General features: G+C 64.6%; 23 protein-coding genes. 12 read left to right on the top strand and 11 right to left on the bottom strand.

The genetic code is table 11. The features are described from left to right. Positions 1-5: 5 nt before the first annotated feature. Positions 6-1,109: a cis-3-hydroxy-L-proline dehydratase gene (locus tag N1058_RS02880; protein ID WP_265516354.1), complete on the bottom strand. Its 1,104-nt coding sequence runs from the start codon at positions 1,107-1,109 to the stop codon at positions 6-8. 242 nt (positions 1,110-1,351) lie between these two features. On the opposite strand from N1058_RS02880, the gene cpaB reads away from it, so the two are divergent. The 7 genes from cpaB (at position 1,352) to N1058_RS02845 (ending at position 9,459) form a co-directional block, all read left to right on the top strand. Next, positions 1,352-2,167, top strand: coding sequence for a Flp pilus assembly protein CpaB (gene cpaB / locus N1058_RS02875; RefSeq protein ID WP_265515986.1), 816 nt, complete (start codon positions 1,352-1,354; stop codon positions 2,165-2,167). Next, positions 2,167-3,708, top strand: coding sequence for a type II and III secretion system protein family protein (locus tag N1058_RS02870; protein WP_420847941.1), 1,542 nt, complete (start codon positions 2,167-2,169; stop codon positions 3,706-3,708). Before cpaB ends, N1058_RS02870 begins: the two co-directional genes overlap by 1 nt. A 16-nt stretch (positions 3,709-3,724) precedes the next feature. Further along, positions 3,725-4,423 carry a CpaD family pilus assembly protein gene (locus N1058_RS02865; RefSeq protein ID WP_265515985.1) on the top strand — a complete coding sequence of 233 codons (699 nt, stop codon included), beginning with the start codon at positions 3,725-3,727 and terminating at the stop codon, positions 4,421-4,423. A 16-nt stretch (positions 4,424-4,439) separates the two neighbouring features. Continuing rightward, positions 4,440-5,717: a CpaE/TadZ family protein gene (locus N1058_RS02860; protein WP_265515984.1), complete on the top strand. Its 1,278-nt coding sequence runs from the start codon at positions 4,440-4,442 to the stop codon at positions 5,715-5,717. Positions 5,718-5,741: 24 nt separating this feature from the next. Next, positions 5,742-7,250, top strand: a complete 1,509-nt coding sequence (locus N1058_RS02855; RefSeq protein WP_265515983.1) for a TadA family conjugal transfer-associated ATPase — start codon at positions 5,742-5,744, stop codon at positions 7,248-7,250. 128 nt (positions 7,251-7,378) lie between these two features. Continuing rightward, positions 7,379-8,392 (top strand): type II secretion system F family protein, encoded by a 1,014-nt coding sequence (locus tag N1058_RS02850; RefSeq protein WP_265515982.1) that lies wholly within the window; start codon positions 7,379-7,381, stop codon positions 8,390-8,392. A 71-nt stretch (positions 8,393-8,463) separates the two neighbouring features. Then, a complete protein-coding gene (locus tag N1058_RS02845) occupies positions 8,464-9,459 on the top strand; it encodes a type II secretion system F family protein (RefSeq protein ID WP_265515981.1) in 996 nt (331 codons plus the stop codon). Positions 9,460-9,481: 22 nt separating this feature from the next. Here N1058_RS02845 and N1058_RS02840 read toward each other — a convergent pair whose 3' ends face one another. From N1058_RS02840 to N1058_RS02830, 3 genes are read right to left on the bottom strand one after another with little or no spacing between them, the layout of a single operon-like run. Further along, a complete protein-coding gene (locus tag N1058_RS02840) occupies positions 9,482-9,883 on the bottom strand; it encodes a Fur family transcriptional regulator (protein ID WP_265515980.1) in 402 nt (133 codons plus the stop codon). Further along, complete coding sequence (znuB, locus tag N1058_RS02835) at positions 9,880-10,734, bottom strand: zinc ABC transporter permease subunit ZnuB (RefSeq protein WP_420847933.1); 855 nt, start codon at positions 10,732-10,734, stop codon at positions 9,880-9,882. The genes N1058_RS02840 and znuB overlap by 4 nt, the downstream gene beginning before the upstream one ends. Next, positions 10,688-11,527, bottom strand: coding sequence for an ATP-binding cassette domain-containing protein (locus N1058_RS02830; protein ID WP_265515978.1), 840 nt, complete (start codon positions 11,525-11,527; stop codon positions 10,688-10,690). Before N1058_RS02830 ends, znuB begins: the two co-directional genes overlap by 47 nt. A gap of 143 nt (positions 11,528-11,670) precedes the next feature. Here N1058_RS02830 and znuA point away from each other — a divergent pair, with 143 nt between their 5' ends. Both znuA and N1058_RS02820 read left to right on the top strand, forming a co-directional pair. Continuing rightward, the gene (gene znuA / locus N1058_RS02825) at positions 11,671-12,729 is read left to right on the top strand and encodes a zinc ABC transporter substrate-binding protein ZnuA (protein ID WP_265515977.1); all 1,059 of its coding nucleotides are present in this window, start codon (positions 11,671-11,673) and stop codon (positions 12,727-12,729) included. Between the two features lie 188 nt (positions 12,730-12,917). Further along, positions 12,918-14,312 (top strand): cytochrome P450, encoded by a 1,395-nt coding sequence (locus N1058_RS02820; protein WP_265515976.1) that lies wholly within the window; start codon positions 12,918-12,920, stop codon positions 14,310-14,312. Here N1058_RS02820 and N1058_RS02815 read toward each other — a convergent pair. From N1058_RS02815 to rsmI, 3 genes are all read right to left on the bottom strand, one after another. Beyond that, entirely contained in the window at positions 14,302-15,129 is an 828-nt protein-coding gene (locus tag N1058_RS02815) for a cyclase family protein (RefSeq protein WP_265515975.1), read from the bottom strand. The two genes, N1058_RS02820 and N1058_RS02815, sit on opposite strands and share 11 nt — an antisense overlap. 79 nt (positions 15,130-15,208) lie before the next feature. Next, positions 15,209-15,586, bottom strand: a complete 378-nt coding sequence (locus tag N1058_RS02810; RefSeq protein ID WP_265515974.1) for a YraN family protein — start codon at positions 15,584-15,586, stop codon at positions 15,209-15,211. Continuing rightward, positions 15,576-16,487, bottom strand: coding sequence for a 16S rRNA (cytidine(1402)-2'-O)-methyltransferase (gene rsmI / locus N1058_RS02805; protein ID WP_265515973.1), 912 nt, complete (start codon positions 16,485-16,487; stop codon positions 15,576-15,578). Before rsmI ends, N1058_RS02810 begins: the two co-directional genes overlap by 11 nt. A gap of 113 nt (positions 16,488-16,600) precedes the next feature. On the opposite strand from rsmI, the gene N1058_RS02800 reads away from it, so the two are divergent. Then, positions 16,601-17,803: a penicillin-binding protein activator gene (locus tag N1058_RS02800; RefSeq protein WP_265515972.1), complete on the top strand. Its 1,203-nt coding sequence runs from the start codon at positions 16,601-16,603 to the stop codon at positions 17,801-17,803. A gap of 6 nt (positions 17,804-17,809) precedes the next feature. Here the strand turns inward: N1058_RS02800 and hemW are convergent, their stop codons facing one another. From hemW to rph, 4 genes are read right to left on the bottom strand one after another with little or no spacing between them, the layout of a single operon-like run. After that, positions 17,810-18,973, bottom strand: coding sequence for a radical SAM family heme chaperone HemW (hemW, locus tag N1058_RS02795; protein WP_265515971.1), 1,164 nt, complete (start codon positions 18,971-18,973; stop codon positions 17,810-17,812). After that, positions 18,970-19,617, bottom strand: a complete 648-nt coding sequence (gene rdgB, locus N1058_RS02790) for an RdgB/HAM1 family non-canonical purine NTP pyrophosphatase (protein ID WP_265515970.1) — start codon at positions 19,615-19,617, stop codon at positions 18,970-18,972. Before rdgB ends, hemW begins: the two co-directional genes overlap by 4 nt. Then, a complete protein-coding gene (locus tag N1058_RS02785; protein ID WP_265515969.1) occupies positions 19,614-20,027 on the bottom strand; it encodes a VOC family protein in 414 nt (137 codons plus the stop codon). The genes rdgB and N1058_RS02785 overlap by 4 nt, the downstream gene beginning before the upstream one ends. An 11-nt stretch (positions 20,028-20,038) precedes the next feature. Continuing rightward, positions 20,039-20,755, bottom strand: a complete 717-nt coding sequence (rph, locus tag N1058_RS02780) for a ribonuclease PH (RefSeq protein ID WP_265515968.1) — start codon at positions 20,753-20,755, stop codon at positions 20,039-20,041. A gap of 361 nt (positions 20,756-21,116) precedes the next feature. On the opposite strand from rph, the gene hrcA reads away from it, so the two are divergent. Next, on the top strand, positions 21,117-22,187 hold the full coding sequence (hrcA, locus tag N1058_RS02775) for a heat-inducible transcriptional repressor HrcA (protein ID WP_265515967.1): 1,071 nt from the start codon (positions 21,117-21,119) through the stop codon (positions 22,185-22,187). A 26-nt stretch (positions 22,188-22,213) separates the two neighbouring features. Next, positions 22,214-22,510, top strand: a complete 297-nt coding sequence (locus N1058_RS02770; protein WP_265515966.1) for a putative quinol monooxygenase — start codon at positions 22,214-22,216, stop codon at positions 22,508-22,510. Positions 22,511-22,520: the final 10 nt, after the last annotated feature.

Raw genomic sequence — 22,520 nt, 5'->3', positions numbered from 1 at the left:
CAATCTCACCCGAATGAAAGCACCGCCGCGCCCAGAACCTCGAAATCCGGTTCTATCCCGAGCCCCGGCCCCGTCGGCGCCTTCATCGCGCCGTTCACCCGCTTCGGCGCGTTTCTCGCAATCGTCTTCGTTCCATAGGAGTTGAAATCGGTCGCCGAGAACGTGAATTCCTCCGGCGTCGATTGGGCCAGATGGGCGATGGTCGCGGTCACGATGTCGCCGCCCCAGGTGTCTTCTATCGTCATGGGTATGCCGTGCGCCACGCACAGGTCGCGCATCGTCCGGGCCTTCGAAAGCCCGCCCACCTTGGAAATCTTGAGATTGATCACATCCATCGCGTCGTCGGCCAGCCCGCGCACCAGCACGTCGAGCCCGGTGATATTCTCGTCCATCACAAATGGCTTGGCCGTCCGCCGACGGATTGACAGGCATTCCTCATAGCTAGGGCAGGGCTGTTCGATATAGACGTCGAGGTCCGCCACCGCATCGACCACCCTAGCGGCCTCGTGCCGCGTCCAGCCCGTATTGGCATCGGCCACAAGTATGTCGCTGTCGTCGAGGATGTCTCGGCAGGCGCGGATGCGGGCGATGTCCTCATCCGCATCGCCGCCCACCTTGAGCTGAAACTTGGTATATCCCTCGGCCTTGTAGCCGCCGATCCTGGCCGCCATCGTCTCCGGGTCTTCCTGGGAGATCGCCCGGTAGAGCTTTACCTCCTGCTGCGCAACACCGCCCAAAAGCTGCACCAGCGGCATGCCAGCCGCCTTTCCAAGCAGGTCCCAGCAGGCGATGTCGAGCGGTGCCTTTACGTAAGGGTGTCCGTTGAGAGCTGCGTCCATGGCCCGGTTGACGAGGCCCAGATTGGTGGGGTCGAGGCCGATCAGCCTTGGCGCCACTTCCTCCAGCCCCGCACGCACACCACGCGCATAGGAAGGCAGATAGGTCGAGCCGAGCGGGCAGCACTCGGCATATCCCGTCAGCCCCGAATCGGTCTCGACGGCAACCACCGTCGCATCGAACACCTCGACGAAGTTGCCATTCGACCAGGAATAACGGCCTTCTTTCAGCGGCAAGTCGACCTGGAAGGCCCTGATGGCGGTAATTTTCAAAGCGGCAGGCTCCCGTTCGGATAGCTGTTGCTCGACAATGTACCAGCGGGATTGCCGGCGCAATCGCTGGTCCATGCGATTGCGGACCATCATCCTCACGTCGTCGCGTCAACCCGGTCGCCCGTTGCGTCAACTTTAAATTAATTACGCTTGTAATGTCTCTGTTAACCGTAATTTGACGTTTACAAGGCGAATGTCTGTCCCGAGCTAGGGGTAAATTCGGGGTATCGAGGGGCGGACGAATGAACAGATCCCGCATCGTCATTTTGGGCGTTGCCGTAGTCGCGGCGATCGGCGCGGGCTATATGGCCAAGAACCTGGCCTCGAAGCCCGCCGAGACGATCATGGTGGAAACGGGGCCGCAGGAACCGCAGATCGATCTGAAGGAAGTCCTGGTTGTCGGCCAGGATGTGCCCATGGGATCCGCGCTCGGAAGCGCGGTGCGCTGGCAGGCATGGCCGGCCGACACCATCAACGACACCTACATTACCCGCGACAGCCATCCCAACGCCGTGGAAGACCTGAAGAACTCGGTCGCCCGCTTGAGTCTTTATTCCGGCGAGCCGCTGCGCCGCACCAAGCTGATCGGCGAGGGCCAGAGCTTCATGTCGGCGATCCTGCCGCCCGGCAAGCGAGCCGTGGCGACGCAGATCGCCGCCGACACGTCGGCCGGCGGGTTCATTCTCCCGAACGACTATGTCGATGTCATCATGACCCGCCGCTCCGAGAACGCCGCAACGCCGGACGGCTTCGTCACGGAAACGATCCTGCGAAATATCCGCGTTCTGGCAATCGACCAGACGATCCAGGAAGACGAGGACGGCCGCCGCGTCAAGGTCGGCGAAACCGCGACCCTGGAACTGACCCCCGAGCAGGCGGAAGTCATCACCGTAGCGCAGCAGATGGCCGACCGGCTGACGCTCGCGCTGCGCTCGATAACTGACACCAACGAACAGCCGGAAAATGACGGCCTCTATCTCGTGACGGGAACCGGTCGCGGCAACAGCGTGCGCCTGATCAAATCAGGCGAAGTGTCCGAAGTGGGGACCCGGAAATGATGATCGATCGGAACACGCGCGAACGCATTCACTGGCGGAAGGCGAAAAAGCTGGCCCAGCGCCTGTGCGCGGGAGCTATGCTTGCAATGGCCGCTAGTGCCGCTCTTGCTTCCCTGACCTCCTCCCCCGCCGTGGCCGAGCAGGGGGTCATCAAGGCATCCGCCAACCAGCGGGTGAAGCTGGGCCTCAACAAGTCGCTCGTCGTCGACCTGCCGCGCGATGCCTACGATATCCTTGTCGCCAATCCGGCCGTTGCCGATGCGGTTACACGGACGGCACGGCGCATCTATCTGTTCGGCAAGCAGGTGGGCGAAACCAACATCTTCGTCTTCGGGCCGAATGGCGAGCAGATCGCAAGCCTGGATATTGCGGTCGAGCGCGATGTCGCCGGCCTTGAGGATTATCTGGAGCGCTACATTCCCAATTCCGACATCCAGGTGGAGCTTTTGAACGACAACGTCGTGCTCACCGGCACCGTCGAAACGCCGCTCGACGCCTCCCGCGCCGCCCAGCTCGCGCAAATCTTCGTCAGCGGCGGCGAGGCCACCACCGGCCAGTACTCCCAGACCGCCGCCGCGCCCACCGATGGCGGTGGCGTGAGCATCGACAACCCGGACTCCGAACGCCGCACCAGTCAAATCGTGAACATGCTGCAGATCATCGGCGAGGACCAGGTAACGCTTAAGGTGACAGTCGCCGAGGTGAGCCGGACGGTGATGAAGCAGCTGGGCGTGAACCTGGTCGCTCAGGGCAGTGTCGACGGCATCTCCTGGAGCGCGCTCACCAGGAATCCGCCGGGATTCGGCAAGGAACTGAGTGGACTCTCGGGCTCTGTCGGCGGATCGCTGATCGATGCCTATCTGGACGCCATGGAGCGCGCGGGCGTCATGAAGACGCTTGCAGAACCGGCACTCACTGCGGTTTCCGGAGAGAAGGCCACCTTCCGCGTCGGCGGCGAATTCAACATCGTCAGCTCGGTAACGACCGAGGAGAGCGACTCCGGTGTAGCGCGCCGCGTGCACGAGCTCCAAAAGGTGGACTACGGCATCGGCCTTGAATTCCAGCCGACGGTTCTCTCGGCGGGCCGCATAAGCCTCAAGGTGCGAACCCAGGTCTCCGAACCCACCGCGCAGGGATCGGTAGATCTTGGCGACACCAACATCATCTCCATCCGCAAACGTCTTGCCGACACCACCGTTGAGCTACCCTCCGGGGGATCGATGATGATCGCCGGGCTCGTACAGGACGATGTCAGGCAGGTCATAAACGGCACACCTGGAGTTTCGAAAATACCCGTCCTGGGCGCGCTCTTCCGCAGCCGTGCCTTCGAACGCAACGAGACCGAGCTTGTCATCATCATCACGCCCTATCTCTCGCGTCCCACCCAGCGCGCGGCGCTCGCCCGTCCGGACGACAATTTCAACGCCGCCAGCGATGGCGCCGGCATGTTCCTGGGCCGCGTGAACCGCGTTTACGGGACCATGAAGACCAATCTGCCGAAGGGCCGCTACCACGGCGTCGTCGGCTACATCTACAAGTGATCGGGGACCGGTTGCCATGTTCGATTCCAAGATGAAGAAGGCCGCGCTGCCGCTGGCAGTCATAACCGCGATGGCTCTGGTTTCCGGCTGCAGCTGGGCCAAGCGGGATTCGGTGATCGTCGGTTCCGTGCCCGACGACTACCGCACGCGCCATCCCATCGTCATCGCCGAGGGTGAGGAAATTCTCGATCTGCCGATCGGCACCTCCGCCTACCGCATGACGGGACACCAGAAGGCGGCCATAGCGGGCTTCCTCGACAAATACGGCGACAGCGGCCAATCGCTCGTGACGATCCTGGTTCCCGCCGGCTCGCTCAACGAGGCCGCCGCGCTCAGCGTGTCGGGCGATTTCGCCGAGTATCTGCGCCGGGCCGGCGTTCCCGGTGAGCGCATCCAGGTCCTGTCCTATCAGGCCGGGCCGGAGGAAACCGCGCCCATCAGGCTGTCCTACGGGCTGGTCAAGGCGCAGGTCGGGCCCTGCGGCCGCTGGCCGGACGATATTGCCGAGTCCTACGAGAACAGGAACTGGGAGAATTTCGGCTGCGCCTATCAGAACAATCTCGCCGCCCAGGTCGCAAATCCGAACGATTTCCTCGGTCCGCGCAAGATGACGCCGATCGATGCCGAAAACCGCGACGCGGCTATCACGGACTACAAGGATCGCAAGATCAGCGAAACGTTCAGGTCGCATTCCGAAGTCGACTATGACCAATGATCGAAGGTAACGGGTAATGACCGATCTGGCCTATGAAACCGATCACATGGACATGATGAGCATGCCGGAGGATGCCGGCCTGCATCAGCTTCGTCCGGTGCCGCGCATTTCCATTCAGGCGTTCTGCGAGACCGAGGCCGTCGCCAACCCGATCGAGCGGGCAGGCGAAGACCGGCGCATGGCCAAGACCCACCTCAAGGTCCATATGGGCGGGGTGGCCGGGGCGGTCGAGTTCTACCGGCAGGCTGCCACGCCCAATCTCATCATCCTGGAATCGCGGGCCGAGCCCAAGGAACTTCTTGCCTCCTTGTCGGAGCTTGCCGAGGTCTGCGACCCGACGTCGAAGGTCGTCATCGTCGGCCATTACAACGACGTCTGGCTCTACCGCGAGCTCATCCGCTCCGGCATCTCCGAATATGTCGTTGCGCCCATCTCCATGGCCGACATCGTCAGCGTGATCGCCACGATCTTCGTCGATCCCGATGCCGAACCGGTCGGCCGGTCCATCGCCTTCATCGGCGCGAAGGGGGGCGTCGGTTCGTCGACCATCGCCCACAACATCGCCTGGTCCATGTCCTCGCTCTTCGAAAGCGAGGTCGTGGTGGCCGACCTCGACCTGCCCTTCGGCACCGCCAACATCAACTTCGACCAGGACCCCGCCCAGGGCATCGCCGAAGCCGTGTTCTCGCCCGAGCGCATCGATGAGGTCTATCTCGACCGCCTCCTGGCCCAGTGCGCCGAGCGCCTTTCGCTGCTGGCCGCGCCCTCGACGCTCGACCGCCCCTATGATTTCGACGCGGAAGCCTTTGCGCAGATCATCGATATCGCCCAACGCTCCGCGCCGCTGGTCGTGCTGGACGTGCCGCATGTGTGGACAAGCTGGTCGCGGACGACTCTTGCCCGGGCCGACGACGTCGTCATCACCGCGACGCCGGAACTCGCCAACCTGCGCAATACCAAGAACCTCGTCGACATGATGAAGAAACTGCGCCCCAACGATGCGCCGCCGAAGCTGATCATCAATCAGGCCGGCGTTCCCAAACGCCCGGAAATCAGCGCTGAGGATTTCGCCGAACCTTTGGGCATCACGCCGCTCGCCATCATCCCCTTCGAGCCGCAGCTTTTCGGCAACGCCTCGAACAATGGTCGCATGCTGGGCGAGATGGACAGGAACAGCCCGGTCGTCGGCCAGATCGACGACCTGGCGCACATCCTCACGGGCCGCCGGGAGATCAATCCGCAGAAGAAGTCCCCGCTGGCCGGTCTTCTCGGCCGCCTGAACCGCAAGACGTAACCGTAACAAGCGAGCGGTAGAAGCATGTTTGGCAAAAGAGGTTCCAGCTCCACGAACGGCGGTCCGTCGCGTCCGGCAGCGCCGGCCGACGGCGCCGGCCTGACCGAAACGCTTGAGCGGCCGAAGCCCAAGCCGCAGGCTGCTCCTCCGCCGCCGGTGGCCGCGGAGCCATCCAGGCGCGCGCCCGAGCCGATGCAGCCTGCTTCTCCGGTCGCACAGGTTGCGCCGGTGCGCAATCCGCGCGAGCGCACGGAATCCTATTACGATACCAAGAGCCAGGTCTTCTCTGCGCTCATCGACACGATCGACCTGTCGCAACTTTCCAAGCTGGAGCCCGACAGCGCCCGCGAGGAAATCCGCGACATCGTCAACGACATCATCGCGATCAAGAATTTCGCGATGTCGATTTCCGAGCAGGAGGAATTGCTCGAGGATATCTGCAACGATGTGCTGGGTTACGGCCCTCTGGAGCCGCTTCTGGCCCGCGACGACATCGCTGACATCATGGTCAACGGCGCGCGCCAGGTGTTCATCGAGGTCAACGGCAAGGTCGAGCAGACGCCAATCCGTTTCCGCGACAATCAGCAGCTCCTGAACATCTGCCAGCGCATCGTCAGCCAGGTCGGCCGCCGCGTCGACGAATCGAGCCCCATCTGCGACGCCCGCCTGCCGGATGGCTCGCGCGTCAACGTGATCGCGCCGCCCCTGTCCATCGACGGTGCCTCGCTCACCATCCGCAAGTTCAAGAAGGACAAGCTCACGCTCGATCAGCTCGTCCGTTACGGCGCGATTTCGCCCGAGGGCGCCCAAGTGCTCCAGATCATCGGCCGCGTGCGCTGCAATGTCGTCATCTCGGGCGGCACCGGCTCCGGCAAGACGACGCTGCTCAACTGCCTGACCAACTATATCGACCGCGACGAACGCATCATCACCTGCGAGGATTCCGCCGAGCTTCAGTTGCAACAGCCCCATGTGGTGCGGCTGGAAACCCGTCCGCCGAACCTGGAAGGCGAAGGTGAGGTGACCATGCGCGACCTCGTGAAGAACTGCCTGCGCATGCGGCCCGAACGCATCATCGTCGGCGAGGTGCGAGGCCCGGAAGTATTCGACCTTTTACAGGCCATGAACACCGGCCACGACGGCTCCATGGGCACCATCCACTCCAACAGCCCGCGCGAATGCCTGAACCGTATCGAATCCATGGTGGCGATGGGCGGGTTCACCCTGCCTCAGAAGACCGTGCGCGAGATCGTGGTCGGCTCGATCGACGTCATCATTCAGGCCGCCCGCCTGCGCGACGGTTCCCGCCGCATCACCCACATCACCGAGGTGGTGGGCATGGAAGGCGACGTGATCATCACCCAGGATCTCGTGCTCTACGACATGAAGGGTGAAGACGCCCAGGGCCGCATCATCGGCGAGCACGTGTCCACCGGCGTGGGCCGTCCGGCCTTCTGGGAGCGCGCCCGCTATTATGGCGAGGAAGCCCGCCTGGCGGCGGCGCTCGAAGCGATGGAAAAGAAGGCGAACTGATGAGCATCCGTTTCGAAAGTCGTCAGGGCGAGCCGAGAATGGTGATTTTCGCGCACTGGGGCGCAGAAAAAGGCCATTTGCGGGCCGCCATCAGGACTTTCAGAACAGACGCCGAGCGGGGTGGGTGAATGTTCGGTCTGGAGCCGGCAGTTCTGGGTTTCATCGTACTGGCGACGTGCAGTGCCGGCGCGCTCGCCTATGCCCTGCTTTTCACCTCCATTGCGAATGAACAGAAGGTCGAACGGCGGCTCGAGACTGTCAAGCGAGCGGAGACGGATCGCGCGGCGGTCAAGGCCTCGCGCGACCGCGTGGCCGAAGTATCGAAGCGTCGCAAGACAATTCAGGATTCCCTGAACGACATCGAGAACCGGCAAAAGGGCAGGGATCTCTATCTCAAGAAGCCGCCGCTGAAGATACAGATTCGCCAGGCCGGCCTGAACATCCCCATCGAACGCTTCTATGTCTATTCGGTCATTGCCGGCGTCCTGCTGGCGTTGCTGGCCTTCATCGCCGGCGCCCCGCTTTTCGCAGTGCCAGGCGTGCTCCTGGTCGGGGCGTTGGGTCTGCCGCGCTGGGCCGTGGCCTTCCTGCGCGCGCGCCGCGTCAAGGCTTTCCTGAACGAGTTTCCCAACGCGCTCGACATCATCGTCCGTTCCGTCAAGTCGGGCCTGCCGCTCAACGATGCCGTGCGCATGATCGCCGCCGAGGCGCCGGAACCGGTTCGCGGAGAGTTCCGCCGCGTCGTGGAAGGCCAGCAGCTCGGCATGTCCATGGCCGAATCCACCCTGCGCATGAGCGAAACCATGCCCTGCTCGGAAGCCTCGTTCTTCGGCATCGTCATCCAGATCCAGAGCCAGGCCGGCGGCAACCTTTCGGAAGCCCTGGGCAACCTTTCCAAGGTGCTGCGCGACCGCAAGAAGATGAAGGCGAAGGTCGGCGCCCTGTCGATGGAGGCCAAGGCGTCTGCCGTCGTGATCGGCTCGCTGCCCATCATCGTCGCGTTCCTCGTCTATATCACGAGCCCGAATTACATCATGCCGCTTTTCACGACCGGCATGGGCCACATTATCCTGGGTGCGTCCGCGCTATGGATGAGCATGGGCATCTTCGTCATGCGCCAGATGATGAATTTCGACGTCTAGAGCATGATCCCGAAAAGTGGGCGCCGGTTTTCGGGAAAGATCATGCTAAAGCAAGGGATGAGGGAGCAATCATGACCGACGGTATCGCCAGTGCCCTCTTCGAACCGGCATTCCTCATTGCTTTGCTCGTGGCGGTGGCCGTCTTCGCCACCGTTTTCACGCTGCTGCCGGTATCGTCGGGCGACACGCTGAAGTCGCGTATGCGCTCCGTGGCGCTGGAGCGCGACGAATTGCGCGCCAAGCAGCGCGCGCGGCTCGCCGCTGAGAGTGACCGCAAGCGCCGGGGCCTTCGCGAGGAGGAAGGCGGCAGAATCCGCAGTATCGTCGACAGTCTCGACCTGAAGCGCGCCTTGGCCGACGAGCAGACGGTGGCAAAGCTGCGCATGGCGGGCTTCCGGGGCCAGAACCCCCTGACCAAGCTTCTGTTCTTCCGTCTTGTCCTGCCGTTCGCGGGTTTCGGACTGGCTGCCTTCTATATTTTCGCGCTCGGTGCGCTCGCGGACAAGCCGTTCTTCATGCAGGTTTTCGTCTGCATCTTGGCGGCCTATGCTGGCTTCTATGCACCGGTCATGTATGTCTCCAATCGCGCCAGCAAGCGCAAGCAATCGATCCAGCGTGCCTGGCCGGATGCGCTCGACCTGCTGCTCATCTGCGTCGAATCCGGCATGTCCGTGGAGGCCGCCTTCCGCCGGGTGGCGGACGAGATCGGCAGCCAGTCCGTGGCGCTCGCCGAGGAATTCGTGCTGACGAACGCCGAATTGTCGTTCCTGCAGGAGCGGCGGCAGGCTTATGAGAATCTGGCCGCCCGCACCGGCCTCGAAACGGTGAGAAGCGTTTCGCAGGCCCTGATCCAGGCCGAGCGCTACGGCACGCCGGTCAGTCACGCCCTGCGGGTGCTCGCCAATGAAAGCCGCGAGGAGCGGATGACGGCGGCCGAAAAGAAGGCTGCTGCGCTGCCGCCCAAGCTGACCGTCCCGATGATCATCTTCTTCCTGCCGGTCCTGTTCGCCATCATCCTCGGCCCCGCCGGCATCACGCTTTCCGAAAAGGGATTGTTCGGGAATTAGAACCGAGGGACCGTTTCCCGGCTTACCCGTCTGCCGAACAGGAAGCGCAGTGGCCGCGAATCTCGACAGTCGTCTTTGATGGCTTGAAGCGGTGTCGGGCCGTCCAGGCGCCCAGGCGCTCCTGCACCACATCGTCCGAGAATTCGTCGACCTTTCCGCATTTTTCGCAGATGGCGAAAGCGATCATGTCATGCGAGTGGCAATCGGGATGGGCGCAGGCGACGAAGGCGTTGATGCTTTCCAGCCGGTGGACGAGGCCCATCTCCTGCAGCTTTTCCAGCGCGCGATAGACCTGCAGCGGCGCGCGGAAACCGTCGTCGCGCAGCCGGTCGAGGATCGTATAGGCGCTGAGCGGCCCCGCCGCGCTGTCGAGCGCGTGCATGACAAGGTTCTGGTTCCGGGTCAGCTGGTTGCGCGTTGTCATCGGCGGGTCTCCATGCCGGGTGGCCGCCGCACGGGCAGCCGCGTCAGGCTGAGCAGGAACAGTATGAAAGCTGCAACCACGATGGACGGCCCCGACGGCGTATCGAAGCGCAGCGAGGTGGAAAGCCCACCTACAACCGCGAGCATGCCGGCAAGCGAGGCGAACACCGCCATGGCCTCGGGCGTGGCCGAAAAGCGCCGGGCGGTGGCGGCCGGAATGATGAGCAGCGACGTGATGAGCAATATGCCCACCACCTTCATGGCGATCGCGATCACCGCGGCCATCAGCAGCATGAAGACGAAGCGCGCGCGCTCCGGTTTCAGGCCCTCGGCCTCGGCGATGTCGACATTGACGGTGGCCGCCAGCAACGGTCGCCAAAGATAGACAAGCAGCGCGAGAACCAGCGCGCCGCCGGCATAGATGATCGCGATATCGAGCTTTGATACGGCCAGGATGTCTCCGAAAAGGAAGCTCATAAGGTCGATGCGGATCCAGCTCATGAACGCAACCATCACCAGCCCCAGCGCCAGCGTCGAGTGCGACAGGATGCCCAGCAGCGCATCCGTCGAAAGCCCGTCCCGGCGCTGCAGCATGAGAAGCACGATGGACGCCGCGGCAGCCACGATGAAGACGCCCACGGTGAGGTTGATCTCGAACAGAAATCCCAGCGCCACGCCCAGCAGCGCCGAATGCGCCATTGTGTCGCCGAAATAGGCCATTCGCCGCCACACGACGAAGCAGCCGAGCGGCCCCGCGACGACCGCCAGGCCGACGCCCGCCACGATTGCCCGGGTGAAGAAGTCGTCAAGCATCCGGCGTGGCCTTCTCGCTGTGATGGTTTCCGTGGTCATGTTGGCCGTCGCAGGCATCGCCGACAGTGCCGTCGGCGTGGCGGATCCGGCCATCGGAAAGATGCGTATGATCGTGGTGGTGACGATAGATCGCCAGCGTATCGCTGCCGCGCGCGCCGAAGAGCGTCTGGTACTCCGCGCTCTGCGCCACGTTTTCCGGCGTGCCCCGGCAGCATACGTGGCCGTTCAGGCAGATCACGGTATCGGTCTCCTTCATCACCACATGCAGATCGTGCGAGATCAGCAGGATCCCGCATTTCGTCCGGTCGCGTATCTCGCGGATGAGGCGGTAGAGGGCCACTTCGCCGGGAAAATCCACGCCCTGCACCGGCTCGTCAAGCACCAGAAGGTCCGGTTCTCGCGCCAGTGCGCGGGCAAGCAGGGTCCGCTGAAATTCGCCGCCCGAAAGCGCCTGCACTTCCGCATTCTTCAAATGGGCGACGCCCGCCGCCTCCAGCGCCGCGTCGATGCGCGCGCGCGGCAGCGGCCCCGTCAGCCGCATCAGCCGGTCCACTGTCAGCGGCATCGTCCAGTCGAGGCTCATCTTCTGCGGGATGTAGCCGACCTTCAGGCCGCGCGAGCGCTTCACGGTTCCCTCGTCGGGCTTGAGCACGCCAATGGCGGTCTTGGCCGTGGTGCTCTTTCCCGAGCCGTTTGGGCCGATCAGCGTGACGATCTCGCCGCGCCGCACCGTCAGGTCCACGCCCCGCACAAGCCAGCGTCTTGCCCGATGGATGCCGGCATTGTGCATTTCCACCAGCACTTCGGCCGGATTTTCGGTCTGTTGCAACATTCTTCGAAAGCCTTCTTGTCAGGCCATATTGCACACGTTATAGGGTAACGCAATGTCGATGTAATGTCATAACATTATACGCGATGTTCACCTGGATTGAAATCCGACTGGCCGAGAAAGACGAGAAAGAAAAGGTTCGACCGATGAAACTTGCGCACACCCTTCCCATTGTCTCCGCCCTTTTGCTTTCGACGGCCGGCATGCCGGCACAAGCCGCCGAAGGGGTTATTGCCTCGATCAAACCCGTCCATTCCATTGTCTCCGCCATCATGCAGGGCGCGGGCGAGCCGGCGCTGATCGTGAAGGGAGCGGCCTCCCCCCACGCCTATTCCATGCGCCCGTCGGAAGCGGCATCGCTGGAATCGGCCAAGATCGTATTCTGGGTCGGTCCGGAGCTCGAGTCGTTCCTGGAAAAGCCCCTTGAGACGCTGGGGCAGGGCGCGCGCATCGTCGAGTTGTCGCATGCCTCCGGCCTGACGGAACTCAAGCTGCGCGAGGGTGGACCTTTCGAGGCGCATGAGCATGAGGCTGGCGAACATGAGCATGAAGCGGGGAAGGAAGACCACGGCCACGAGGATCATGCCGCCCATGAAGATCATGACGATCACCATGAAGAGGCGGGACATGAGGAACACGCCGAGGTCGATCACGCGGACGAGCATCACGATCACGATCATGGTGAATTCGACATGCACCTCTGGCTTGACCCGGAAAACGCCCGCGCCATGGCGAACCGCATCGCCGGCGTGCTGGCCGAAAGCGATCCCGCCAACAGCGCGCTCTACCGCCGGAACCTTGCCGACTACGAAGCCCGGTTGGACGATCTGATCACCGAGACCGACGAGCGCCTGGCATCCGTGCGGGGCAAGCCGTTCATCGTCTTCCATGACGCCTATCAGTATTACGAGAACCGCTTCGACATTCCCGCCGCCGGCTCCATCACGGTCAGCCCCGAAACCATCCCCGGTGCGCGCCGCGTCGGCGAAATCCACGACAAGGTCGAGGAACTCGGCGCCGCTTGCGTTTTCTCCGAGCCGCAATTCGAGCCGAAGCTGGTCGAAGTCGTCACCGAGGGCACGCAGGCCCGCGCCGGCGTCCTCGACCCGCTGGGCGCATCGCTCGAAGATGGGCCGGAGCTTTATTTCGAGCTGGTCGACAACATGACCGCCTCGCTCGTGGATTGCCTGTCCGGCCAGTCCTGACCGGAGCATCGTGCGGTCGGATGGCGTCATCCGACGTCCGCATGAACGCGGGAAAAGGAGATAGAGCGCCGCGCGTCCACATCGACGCGCAGCGCTCTGGGCGTTTTTGGGAGCCGCGATTGGCCCTGGCTGTATGCGATTGAAAGCAGGCGGCATAAGTCGTACTTCTCGGTGGATCGGATACGCCAATGGACACCGCCGCCACCTCATTCCGCCCGCCGGCCCCCAAGCCGCGCCAGAAGCCGCCGTCGACGCTGCAGATGATGCGGATCGTCTATCGAAACCCGCTCGAACTGTGGGGCGAGCCCTCCTATAACGAGCCGTGGATTTCGATCACCGGCGGTATCGGCGGGCCGCTCCTCATCGCCAACGACCCCGGCCTCATCCGGCACGTGCTCGTCGACAACGCCCGCAACTACAAGATGGCGCGCGTGCGCCAGAAGATATTGCGACCGATCCTGCGCGACGGGCTTCTGACCGCCGAAGGCGAGGTCTGGAAGCGTTCGCGCAAGGCCATGGCGCCGGTCTTCACACCGCGCCACATCGCCGGTTTCGCCGCTCCCATGCTGCGCGAGGCGGAAGTTTTCGCCGCCCGCTACGAAGCGGCGGTGGGCGGCACGGTCGACGTCTCCCGCGACATGACGATGCTCACCTTCGACATATTGGCCGAGACCCTGTTTTCCGGCGAGATCGCCGGCGAGCCGGACAGTTTCGCCTCCCAGGTCGACCGCCTGTTCGAGACCATGGGCAGGGTCGACCCGCTCGATCTTCTGGGCGCGCCGGACTGGCTGCCGCGCGTCACCCGCCTTCTGGGCCGCAACTCGCTGGCCTTCTTCCGCGATATCGTCTCCCGCACCATCGAAATGCGCGAGGAGAAGATGGCGCGCGGCGACGGCGTGCCGGAGGACTTCCTCACGCTACTCCTGCGCGCCGAGGGGCCGGAAGGTCTTGCCCGCGCCGAGATCGAGGACAATATCATCACCTTCATCGGCGCCGGCCACGAGACGACCGCCCGCGCTCTCGGCTGGACCATCTATTGCCTCGCCATGCTGCCGGCCGAGCGCGAACGCATCGAAGCGGAGATCGACGCGGTGCTGGCCGCCGAGCCCGATCCGGTCAAATGGCTGGACGCCATGCCGCTCACGCGCGCCGCCTTCGAGGAGGCGATGCGGCTTTATCCGCCGGCCCCTTCGATCAATCGCGAGGCGATAGAAGACGACCGCTTCGCCGATCTCGACATTCCCAAGGGCACTCAGGTGCTGGTCATGCCCTGGACGGTCCATCGCCACCGCAAGCTGTGGGACGACCCGGAAGCCTATCGCCCCTCCCGCTTTCATCCCGAAAACCGCGAGGCGATCGACCGCTTCCAGTATCTGCCCTTCGGCGCCGGTCCGCGCATCTGCATCGGCGCGACCTTCGCCATGCAGGAGGCCGTCATCGCGCTCGCCGTCCTGATGTCGCGCTACCGCTTCGACGTCACGCCGCAGACCAGGCCGTGGCCGGTGCAAAAGCTGACCACCCAGCCCCAGGGAGGCTTGCCGATGAAGGTGACGCGCCGGCGCAGCCTTGGCGCTAAACCATAGCGAACACGCGCGCGGGCCCGCCGGAACCACCCTTGACCTTGGGCGCGCCGACCACCAGCGTCGCGCCCGCCGCCGGCAGCGCTTCCAGATTGGCGATGCATTCCAGGCCCCACCGGCCCGATGGCAGCCAGTCATAGTGCACGGCGAAATCGGGCGAGGGGCCATGGTCGAGCGAGAGCGTGTCGACGGCGATGCCCTTGGTGCTCGTCTCTTCCATCAGCATCTGCGCGGCCTCGATGTGGAAGCCGGGGAAATGCATCGTCTTTCCGTCCTCGCCGACATTGCGGAACTTGTCGGTCGCCACGTGCTCGCCCCAGCCTGACAGCATGGCCACGCACGCCCCCTCAGGAATGTCCCCATTGGCCTCGACCCACGCCTTGATGTCGTCGGGCGTCACCTGCGCATCGGGATCGGCGGAAGCCTTCTCCCTGATGTCGATGACCGCCAGCGGGCAGACCAGGTCGCCGACGGGAATCTCGTCCACCGACGATCCGTCGGCGGAAAAGTGCAGCGGCGCGTCCATATGCGTGCCGGTATGCTCGTTAAGCCGCCACTCGTTGATGTTGAACTTGTGCTCCGCATAATTGAACAGCGGTTTGACGAAGAACTGCTGGTCGCCGAAATAGGTGGGAAAATCCTCGGTCAGCGTATGGGTCATGTCCTCCACCTTCGTCGGCATCGCCTTCTGCGCGAACAGGGCCTGCGGGGCAGAAATCGTCGCGGCAGCCGCCGCACCCGCGACCGCGCTGCGGCGGAAAAAGTCGCGGCGGTTCAACATGCGCGACTTCACGCTCTCGGTTACGCAATGATGGCACATCGTCTTGTTCCCTCTGGTGTTTATGGAGGAAAGCAAGAATGCGCCCGCCGCCAGCCGCCTGCAAGGGGCGGCGCGCAGGTCAATTGTCGGCGATGTATATGTTCTCCACATGCACCGGCCAGCGCCGGGGCAGGATCGCCACCAGGTCGTAGCGGATGGACAGGCGCGCCCTGTCCGACTGGCGCGCGAGCCACAGGTCGGCCGCCGCATCGATGCGCCGTTGCGCGTAATGTCCGACGGCATCCATCGCCTGTTCCAGGCTTGGCCGCGCCTTCACCTCGACAATGGCGACGAGCGTGCCGCGCCGGGCAATCAGGTCGATTTCGCCCAATCTCGTGCGATAGCGGCGGGCGACGATGCGGTAACCCTTAAGCATCAGCGCGAATGCCGCCAGCCACTCGCCGCGATGGCCCCGGCGATAGGCCTTGAGGCGCTTTCGCGCGCCGTCAGCCGCCACGGCCCTCATCCTTGAGCGCAAGCAGGCGCTGGTAGAGGTCGGATTTCTTCTCCCCGGTCATGCGCGCGGCCTCGCCAGCCGCCTTCGCCGCCGGCATCTCTCGTGATAGCGAGATCAGGAGCCGATCCACCGTCGCCGCGTCCGTCGGCTGTGCCTCGCCGGGCGGTCCGATGCAGACCACCACCTCACCCTTCGGCGCGCCGGCTTCGGCATAATGCGCGGCGAGCGCGGCAAGCCCGTCCCGGCGCACTTCCTCGAAGGCCTTCGTCATTTCCCGCGCCACCGCCGCCGGCCGGTCGCCCAGCACCTTGGCCATCGTCGCAAGGCTCGATGCCAGCCGGCGCGGGGATTCGAATAAGATCAGCGTCGCCGGCACGCCCGAAAGCTCCTGCAGCCGGCTTTCCCGTTGCCCGGCCTTGACCGGCAGAAACCCCGCGAACATGAACGCGTCGGTGGGCAGCCCCGATGCCGTCAGCGCGGCAAGCACGGCCGATGGTCCCGGAATGGGCACCACCTTCAGCCCCGCGTCCTGAACCCGCTCCACCAGCCTGAAGCCCGGATCGGAGATCAGCGGCGTTCCCGCGTCGCTGGCCAGCGCCACGCTCCCGCCTGCCTCGATGGCGGCAAGCAGCCGCGGCCCTGCTTCGCCGGCGTTGTGCTCGTGATAGGCCGCCATTCGGCGGCTGATGCCATAGCGGTCGAGGAGCACGCGGGTGACCCGCGTGTCCTCGCAGGCCACGATGTCGGCACCTGCCAGCACCTGCAGCGCCCGCAGCGTGATATCTGAAAGATTGCCGATCGGGGTGGCGACGAGATAGAGCGCTGGCTCCAGCGGCGGCGCGGCCACCTCCACGCCGGCGACCACGTAATGCCGCCGTTCTGCCGCTTTCCTCTCGTTCACGCCCGCCAACCTTCCACCGCTAAATTCATGGATTCACACCGCCTTCTTTGACACGCGTTCACCGGGGTTGCAAATTCGTCAGCTACAGCGGCGGACGGGACTTTGCGAGGAACATGACACAGACGAACACCACTCGCGCCGGCCTTGGGCGGGCCTGCGGCATTTTCATGCTGATCGCCGGCCTCGCCGCCTGCGCCCAGCAGCAGGTAGGCCGCGGCCTGCCCGCCGTGACACCCGCTCCCGATGCGCCAGCCGCCGCCCGGCCGAGCGGCGAGGTCTTCGGCAATGGCGATATCCGCGTGGCCTTGCTTCTGCCCCTGAGCGCCGGCGAGAGAGGCGGGGCCGTGGCCGCTGAAATTCGCAACGCCGCGTTGCTGGCGCTGGAGGATCGCGGTTCGTCCTCCCTGCAGCTTGTCGTCAAGGATACCGCCGGCACGCCCGAAGGCGCCACCGCTGCGGCGGCCAGCGCAGCCGGGGAGGATACGGCCCTCGTCCTAGGCCCGGTCTTTGCCGCCAATGTGCGCGCCGCGGCCGACGTGCTGCGCCCGCGCGGAACGACCATGATCGCCTTCTCCTCGGACAGCAGCGTCGCCGGCCCCGGCGTGTTCCTGAATTCCCATCAGCCCGAGGGCCTCGTCGATCGCGTCATCTCCCATGCTGCCTCGCAAGGGATGTCGAGGGTCGTCGCGATCGTGCCCAACGATGCCGGCGGCGCACTGGCCGAAAGCCAGGCGCGCCAGACCTTGCAGCGCACCGGCGGCAGCCTCACCGCCGTCGCCCGCTACGATTTCGACACAGCTTCGGTGCTCAGAGCCGCGCAGGAAGTTGCCCTCGCCGTTCAGGAGGCGGATGCTATCCTCCTGCCGGATGGCGGCAACGCGCCGGCGGCGATCGCCGCCTCGCTTTCCGGCATGGGTGTCGATCTGTCGGGCAAGCGGCTTCTGGGCACCGGCCAGTGGGCCAGCGCCGACCTGTCGAGCCCGGCGCTTCAAGGCGGCTGGTATGCGGATGTGGAGCACGAGCGCATGAACCGCTTCAAGGAGCGCTACCGCGCCCGGTACGGCACCGAGCCCAGCCTGACCGCGGCGCTCGGCTACGACACCGTCACGCTCGCCATCGCCCTCGGCCAGCGCGGCGGCGCCGAGGCCTTCGCCCCGGCCAATCTCACCCGCGCCTCTGGCTATGCCGGCTATGGCGGCATCTTCCGCTTCCGTCCGGACGGCACGGCGGAAAGGGGCTATGCCGTCTACGAGATACGGGAGGGCCAGCCGGTGCTCATCAGCCCCGCCCCCGCCAGCCTGGCGGGGCAGAGTTAGCGTCGCCTACCGCGCCAGATCCGCAACTACCGCGTCCAGCACGACCATTCCCGCCGGCGTCGCGCGCAGACCGGAATTGCCGACGGGCTCGATCAGCCCTTCCTCGCGCAGAACGGCTATGCGCCGGGGCTCCAGCGGCCGCCCGGCGAGCTTCTCGAAACGGACGAGGTTGATCCCCTCCACCAGCCGCAGGCCCATCAGCAGGAATTCGTCCGCTTCCTCCACCCGCGACAAGGTTTCACCGCCTGTCACGCCCTGGCCCTTGCGCTCCACGAGGTCGAGCCAGGTTTCCGGCACGCGCTCGGTGAAGGTCACGATCCGCTGTCCGTTTTCGATGAAGCGGCCATGCGCGCCGGGGCCGACGCCGACATATTCGCCATAGCGCCAGTAGATGAGATTGTGCCTGCTTTCCGCGCCCGATTTCGCGTGGTTGGAAATCTCATAGGCCGGCAGTCCCTGCGCCGCCGTCACCGCCTGCGTCGCTTCGTAAAGCTGCGCCGCCTGCTCGGCGCCGGGCACGCTCAGCTTGCCGGCCGCGCGCAGCGCGAAGAACGGCGTCCCCTGCTCGATGGTAAGCTGATAGAGCGACAGATGGTCGGCGGCGTACGAGATCGCCCGCTCCAGTTCTCGGCTCCAGTCCTCCACTGTCTGGCCGGGCCGCGCATAGATCAGGTCGAAGGAGAGCCGGGGAAAGTTGGCGCGCGCCAGCTCTATGGCGTGCAGCGCCTCGCTCACGTCGTGCAGCCGTCCCAGGAAGCGCAGATCCTTGTCGTTGAGCGCCTGAACGCCCAGCGAGACCCGGTTGACGCCGGCCATGCGATAGCCGCGAAACCGGTCCGCCTCCACCGAGGAGGGATTGGCCTCGAGCGTGATTTCGACGTTCTGCGGCACCGTCCATTCCGCAGCGATGGCATCGAGAATGCCGCCGACAGTCTGTGGGTCCATAAGAGACGGCGTTCCGCCGCCCAGGAAGATGCTCGTCACCTCGCGCGGCCCTGTCCGCTGGCGCATCGTCGCCAGCTCGCGGGCAAAGGCCGCGCCGAAGCGCACTTGGTCCACCGGCTGATGGCGCACATGGCTGTTGAAGTCGCAATAGGGGCACTTGGCCGCGCAGAACGGCCAGTGCACATAGATGCCGAAACCGGGGTCCCGGTCGAGAATTTCCGTCATGGCCTTGCCAGTCTTGCCTCGGCGAACAGCTTGAACGCGCGGGCGCGGTGGGAAAGCGCGGTTTCCTCGCCCGGCTTCCAGCCGTGCTTCTGGTCGGCGCTCATCTCGCCGAATGTGGTGGAATAACCCTCCGGCTGAAACACCGGATCGTAGCCGAAGCCCAGTTCGCCCCTCGGCGGCCAGACGAGATGGCCTTCCACTTCGCCGCGGTAATATTCGGCCTCGCCGTCGGGCAGGCAAAGGCAAAGCACCGCGACGAAACGCGCCCGGCGCTCCTGCGGGGTCTCCGCGCCCTTTTCCCGCAACAGCCTTTCCACCTTCTCCATGGCAACGCCGAAATCGCGGCTGCCGTCCGGCAGGGTCGCCCAGTCGGCGGTATAGACGCCCGGCGCGCTGTCGAGCGCATCGGCGCACATGCCCGAATCGTCGGCCAGCGCCGGTATGCCGGTCGCCTTGGCGGCGGCCAGCGCCTTGATATAGGCGTTCTCCTCGAACGACGTTCCCGTCTCCTCGGGCTCGGCCAGTCCCAGTTCGGCGGCCGAGCGCACCTCGAAGCCGAAGGGCTGCAGCAGCCCGGCAAACTCCTTCAGCTTGCCCTTGTTGTGGCTTGCAAGAACAAACTTCCGGTCCTTAATTTCTCTCACGAAAAACCCCAGATGCGTGGTTCGGCGAATTCGAGCGAATTGCCGAACGGGTCGCGAAAATAGATGGAGCGGCCGCCTGCCGGCCACTCGAAATCCGCCTCGATGCCGATCCCCGCCGCTTCGAGCCGGCCCTGCCATTGCTCGATTTCGGCGGCATCGGCCGCAAAGCACAAATGCCCTTCGCCGACCGCGCCGTGCGGCGGCACTGGCAGCTTGGCCTCGGGCGGCGGCGGCACCTTGGTCGCCTCGGGATCGAACAGCAGCACCAAGGCCTCACCGCAACGGAAGAAGACATGCCTGCCTTCCACTCTGGCGATGCGCTCCAGCCCGAGCACCTGGCCATAGAAGCGCTCGGCCTCATTGAGGTCGCTCACATAAAGCGCGGCTTCGAGTATGGCTTTGGGCTTCATCGGCTCCTGTCCTACGAGACGGCCATCTTCTGCAGATCCACCAGTCGCTGCACGCCCTGCTTCGCCAGCGACAGCAGCGCGCTGAATTCTTCCTCCGAAAAGGGCGCGCCCTCGGCCGTGCCCTGGATTTCGACGATGCCGCCCATGCCGGTCATCACGAAATTGGCGTCGGTCTCGGCGGCCGAATCCTCGGCATAGTCGAGATCCAGTACCGGCGTACCATCACAAATACCGCAGGAAATGGCGGCAACATGGTCCTTCAGCACTTTTTCGATGGAAATCATCTGCCGGGCCTGCATCCAGCTCAGGCAGTCGTGCAGCGCCACGAACCCGCCGGTGATTGCCGCCGTGCGCGTTCCGCCATCGGCCTGGATCACGTCGCAATCGACGGTGATCTGCAGTTCGCCGAGCGCCTGCAGATCCACGACCGAGCGCAGCGAGCGCCCGATCAGCCGCTGGATTTCCAGCGTGCGCCCGCCCTGCTTGCCGGACGAGGCCTCGCGCCGCATGCGGTCTCCGGTCGAGCGCGGCAGCATGCCGTATTCGGCCGTCACCCAGCCCTTTCCCGTATTGCGCAGCCAGCCCGGCACCTTCTCTTCCAGGCTCGCCGTGCACAGCACATGCGTGTCGCCGAATTTGACGAGGCAGGAGCCTTCGGCATGTTTGGACATGCCGCGCTCGAAGCTGACGGCGCGCATCTCGTCCGCCTGCCGTTTGGATGGTCGCATGGTTCGGGCATCTCCTGAGTGGACTGGTCGAGGGTTGATCGTGGCTGGGCTTGTAACTTTCCGTCTCCCCCGACGCAAAGGAAAACCGCGCCATCCCGCCTGTTTGAGGACAATGGGGGAGAGAGAACGATCTGCTGCTTTGAAGCGGCTTTGGCGGTGATCTCCATTTTTGCGCAGCGAAAATGGCAAGGCCGACCGGCCGTCGGCGCTGATGTGCCGCAAGCCAAGGGCGCGGATGCGCCCGCCCGGCGCTTGAGGGGCAAGAAAAAAAGGAAGGGTAATCAGGGTCACCCCGATTACCTGAGCGCAGTTGTGATGTGAGCGGCAAGGCTTATATTCACGGGTCAGGAGTCCCTGACCCATGACCAAGCCCGTAACCGACACCAACCTGCAGTCCCTCGACGCCCGTTCGCGCGACATCTTTCGCCTGATCGTCGAGACCTATCTGCACGACGGAGAGCCGCTCGGCTCGCGCAACCTGTCGCGCATGCTGCCGCAGCAGCTCTCGCCCGCGACCATTCGCAACGTGATGAGCGACCTCGAGCATCTGGGGCTCATCTATGCGCCGCACGTGTCGGCGGGGCGGCTACCCACGCAGCAGGGCCTGCGCTTCTTCGTCGATGCCTTCATGGAGATCGGCGATCTCTCCGAGGAGGAGCGCCAGGTGATCGAGGCGCAGATAAAGACAGCCGGCAAGAGCCAGTCGCTCGAACACATGCTCACCGAGGCGAGCCAGATGCTGTCTGGCCTGTCGCGCGGCGCCGGTCTTGTGCTGGCTACCAAGAGCGAAGCCGCGCTCAAGCACATCGAGTTCATCCAACTCGAGCCGCGCAAGGCGCTGGCCGTTCTCGTCTCGCAGAATGGCGATGTGGAAAACCGTGTGCTGGACCTGCCCGCCGGCGTCACCGCCTCGCAACTCATCGAAGCGTCGAACTTCCTCAACGCCCATATCAGGGGCCGGACCCTTGCGGAGGCAAAGGCCGAGATGGCGCGGCTGAAGGAAGAAACGCGCGCCGCCCTCGATTCGCTGTCCCAGTCCCTGGTCGAGCAGGGGCTGGCGGTCTGGGCCGGGGCAGGCAGCGATGCCCCCGCCAGGCTCATCGTGCGCGGCCGGGCGAACCTGCTCGAAAACGTCACCGCCCAGGCAGACATCGAGCTCCTTCGCCATCTGTTCCAGGATCTGGAGACCAAGGAGGCGCTCGTCCAGCTTCTGGAGCTCGCCGAGGATGGTCCCGGGGTGCGCATTTTCATCGGCTCGGAGAACAAGCTCTTCTCGCTGTCGGGCTCCTCGCTCGTGGTCGCGCCCTACAGGGATCAGGATTCGCGCATCGTCGGCGCGCTTGGCATTATCGGCCCGACCCGGCTCAACTATGCCCGCATCGTGCCGATGGTCGACTACACGGCACAACTGGTCGGCCGCCTGCTGCGGTAAAACAGTTTCGGCACGGAGAGGGAGAGATGTTCGGTCTGATTGGAAAGATGCGGGCACAGCCCGGGCAAAGGGATGCGCTCATCGCCATCCTGCTCGAATCCACCGGTGAAATGCCCGGCTGCCTCAGCTACGTTGTAGCGCGGGACGAAGAGGATGAGGACGGCATCTGGATTACCGAAGTCTGGAACGGTGAGGACAACCACAAGGCCTCGCTTTCCCTGCCGCAGGTGCAGGCGGCGATCGCCAGGGCACGGCCGCTCATCGCCGGTTTCGATTCCCGCATCCGCACCGTGCCCGTGGGTGGCGCCGGCCTTCCCGGCTGACGACCGTCGC

It is taken from the genome of Nitratireductor luteus, assembly GCF_026162365.1.
GTDB lineage: Bacteria > Pseudomonadota > Alphaproteobacteria > Rhizobiales > Rhizobiaceae > Chelativorans > Chelativorans luteus.
The sequence above is the reverse complement of the archived record's forward strand: the minus strand, read 5'-3'. Positions and strand labels throughout refer to the sequence as shown.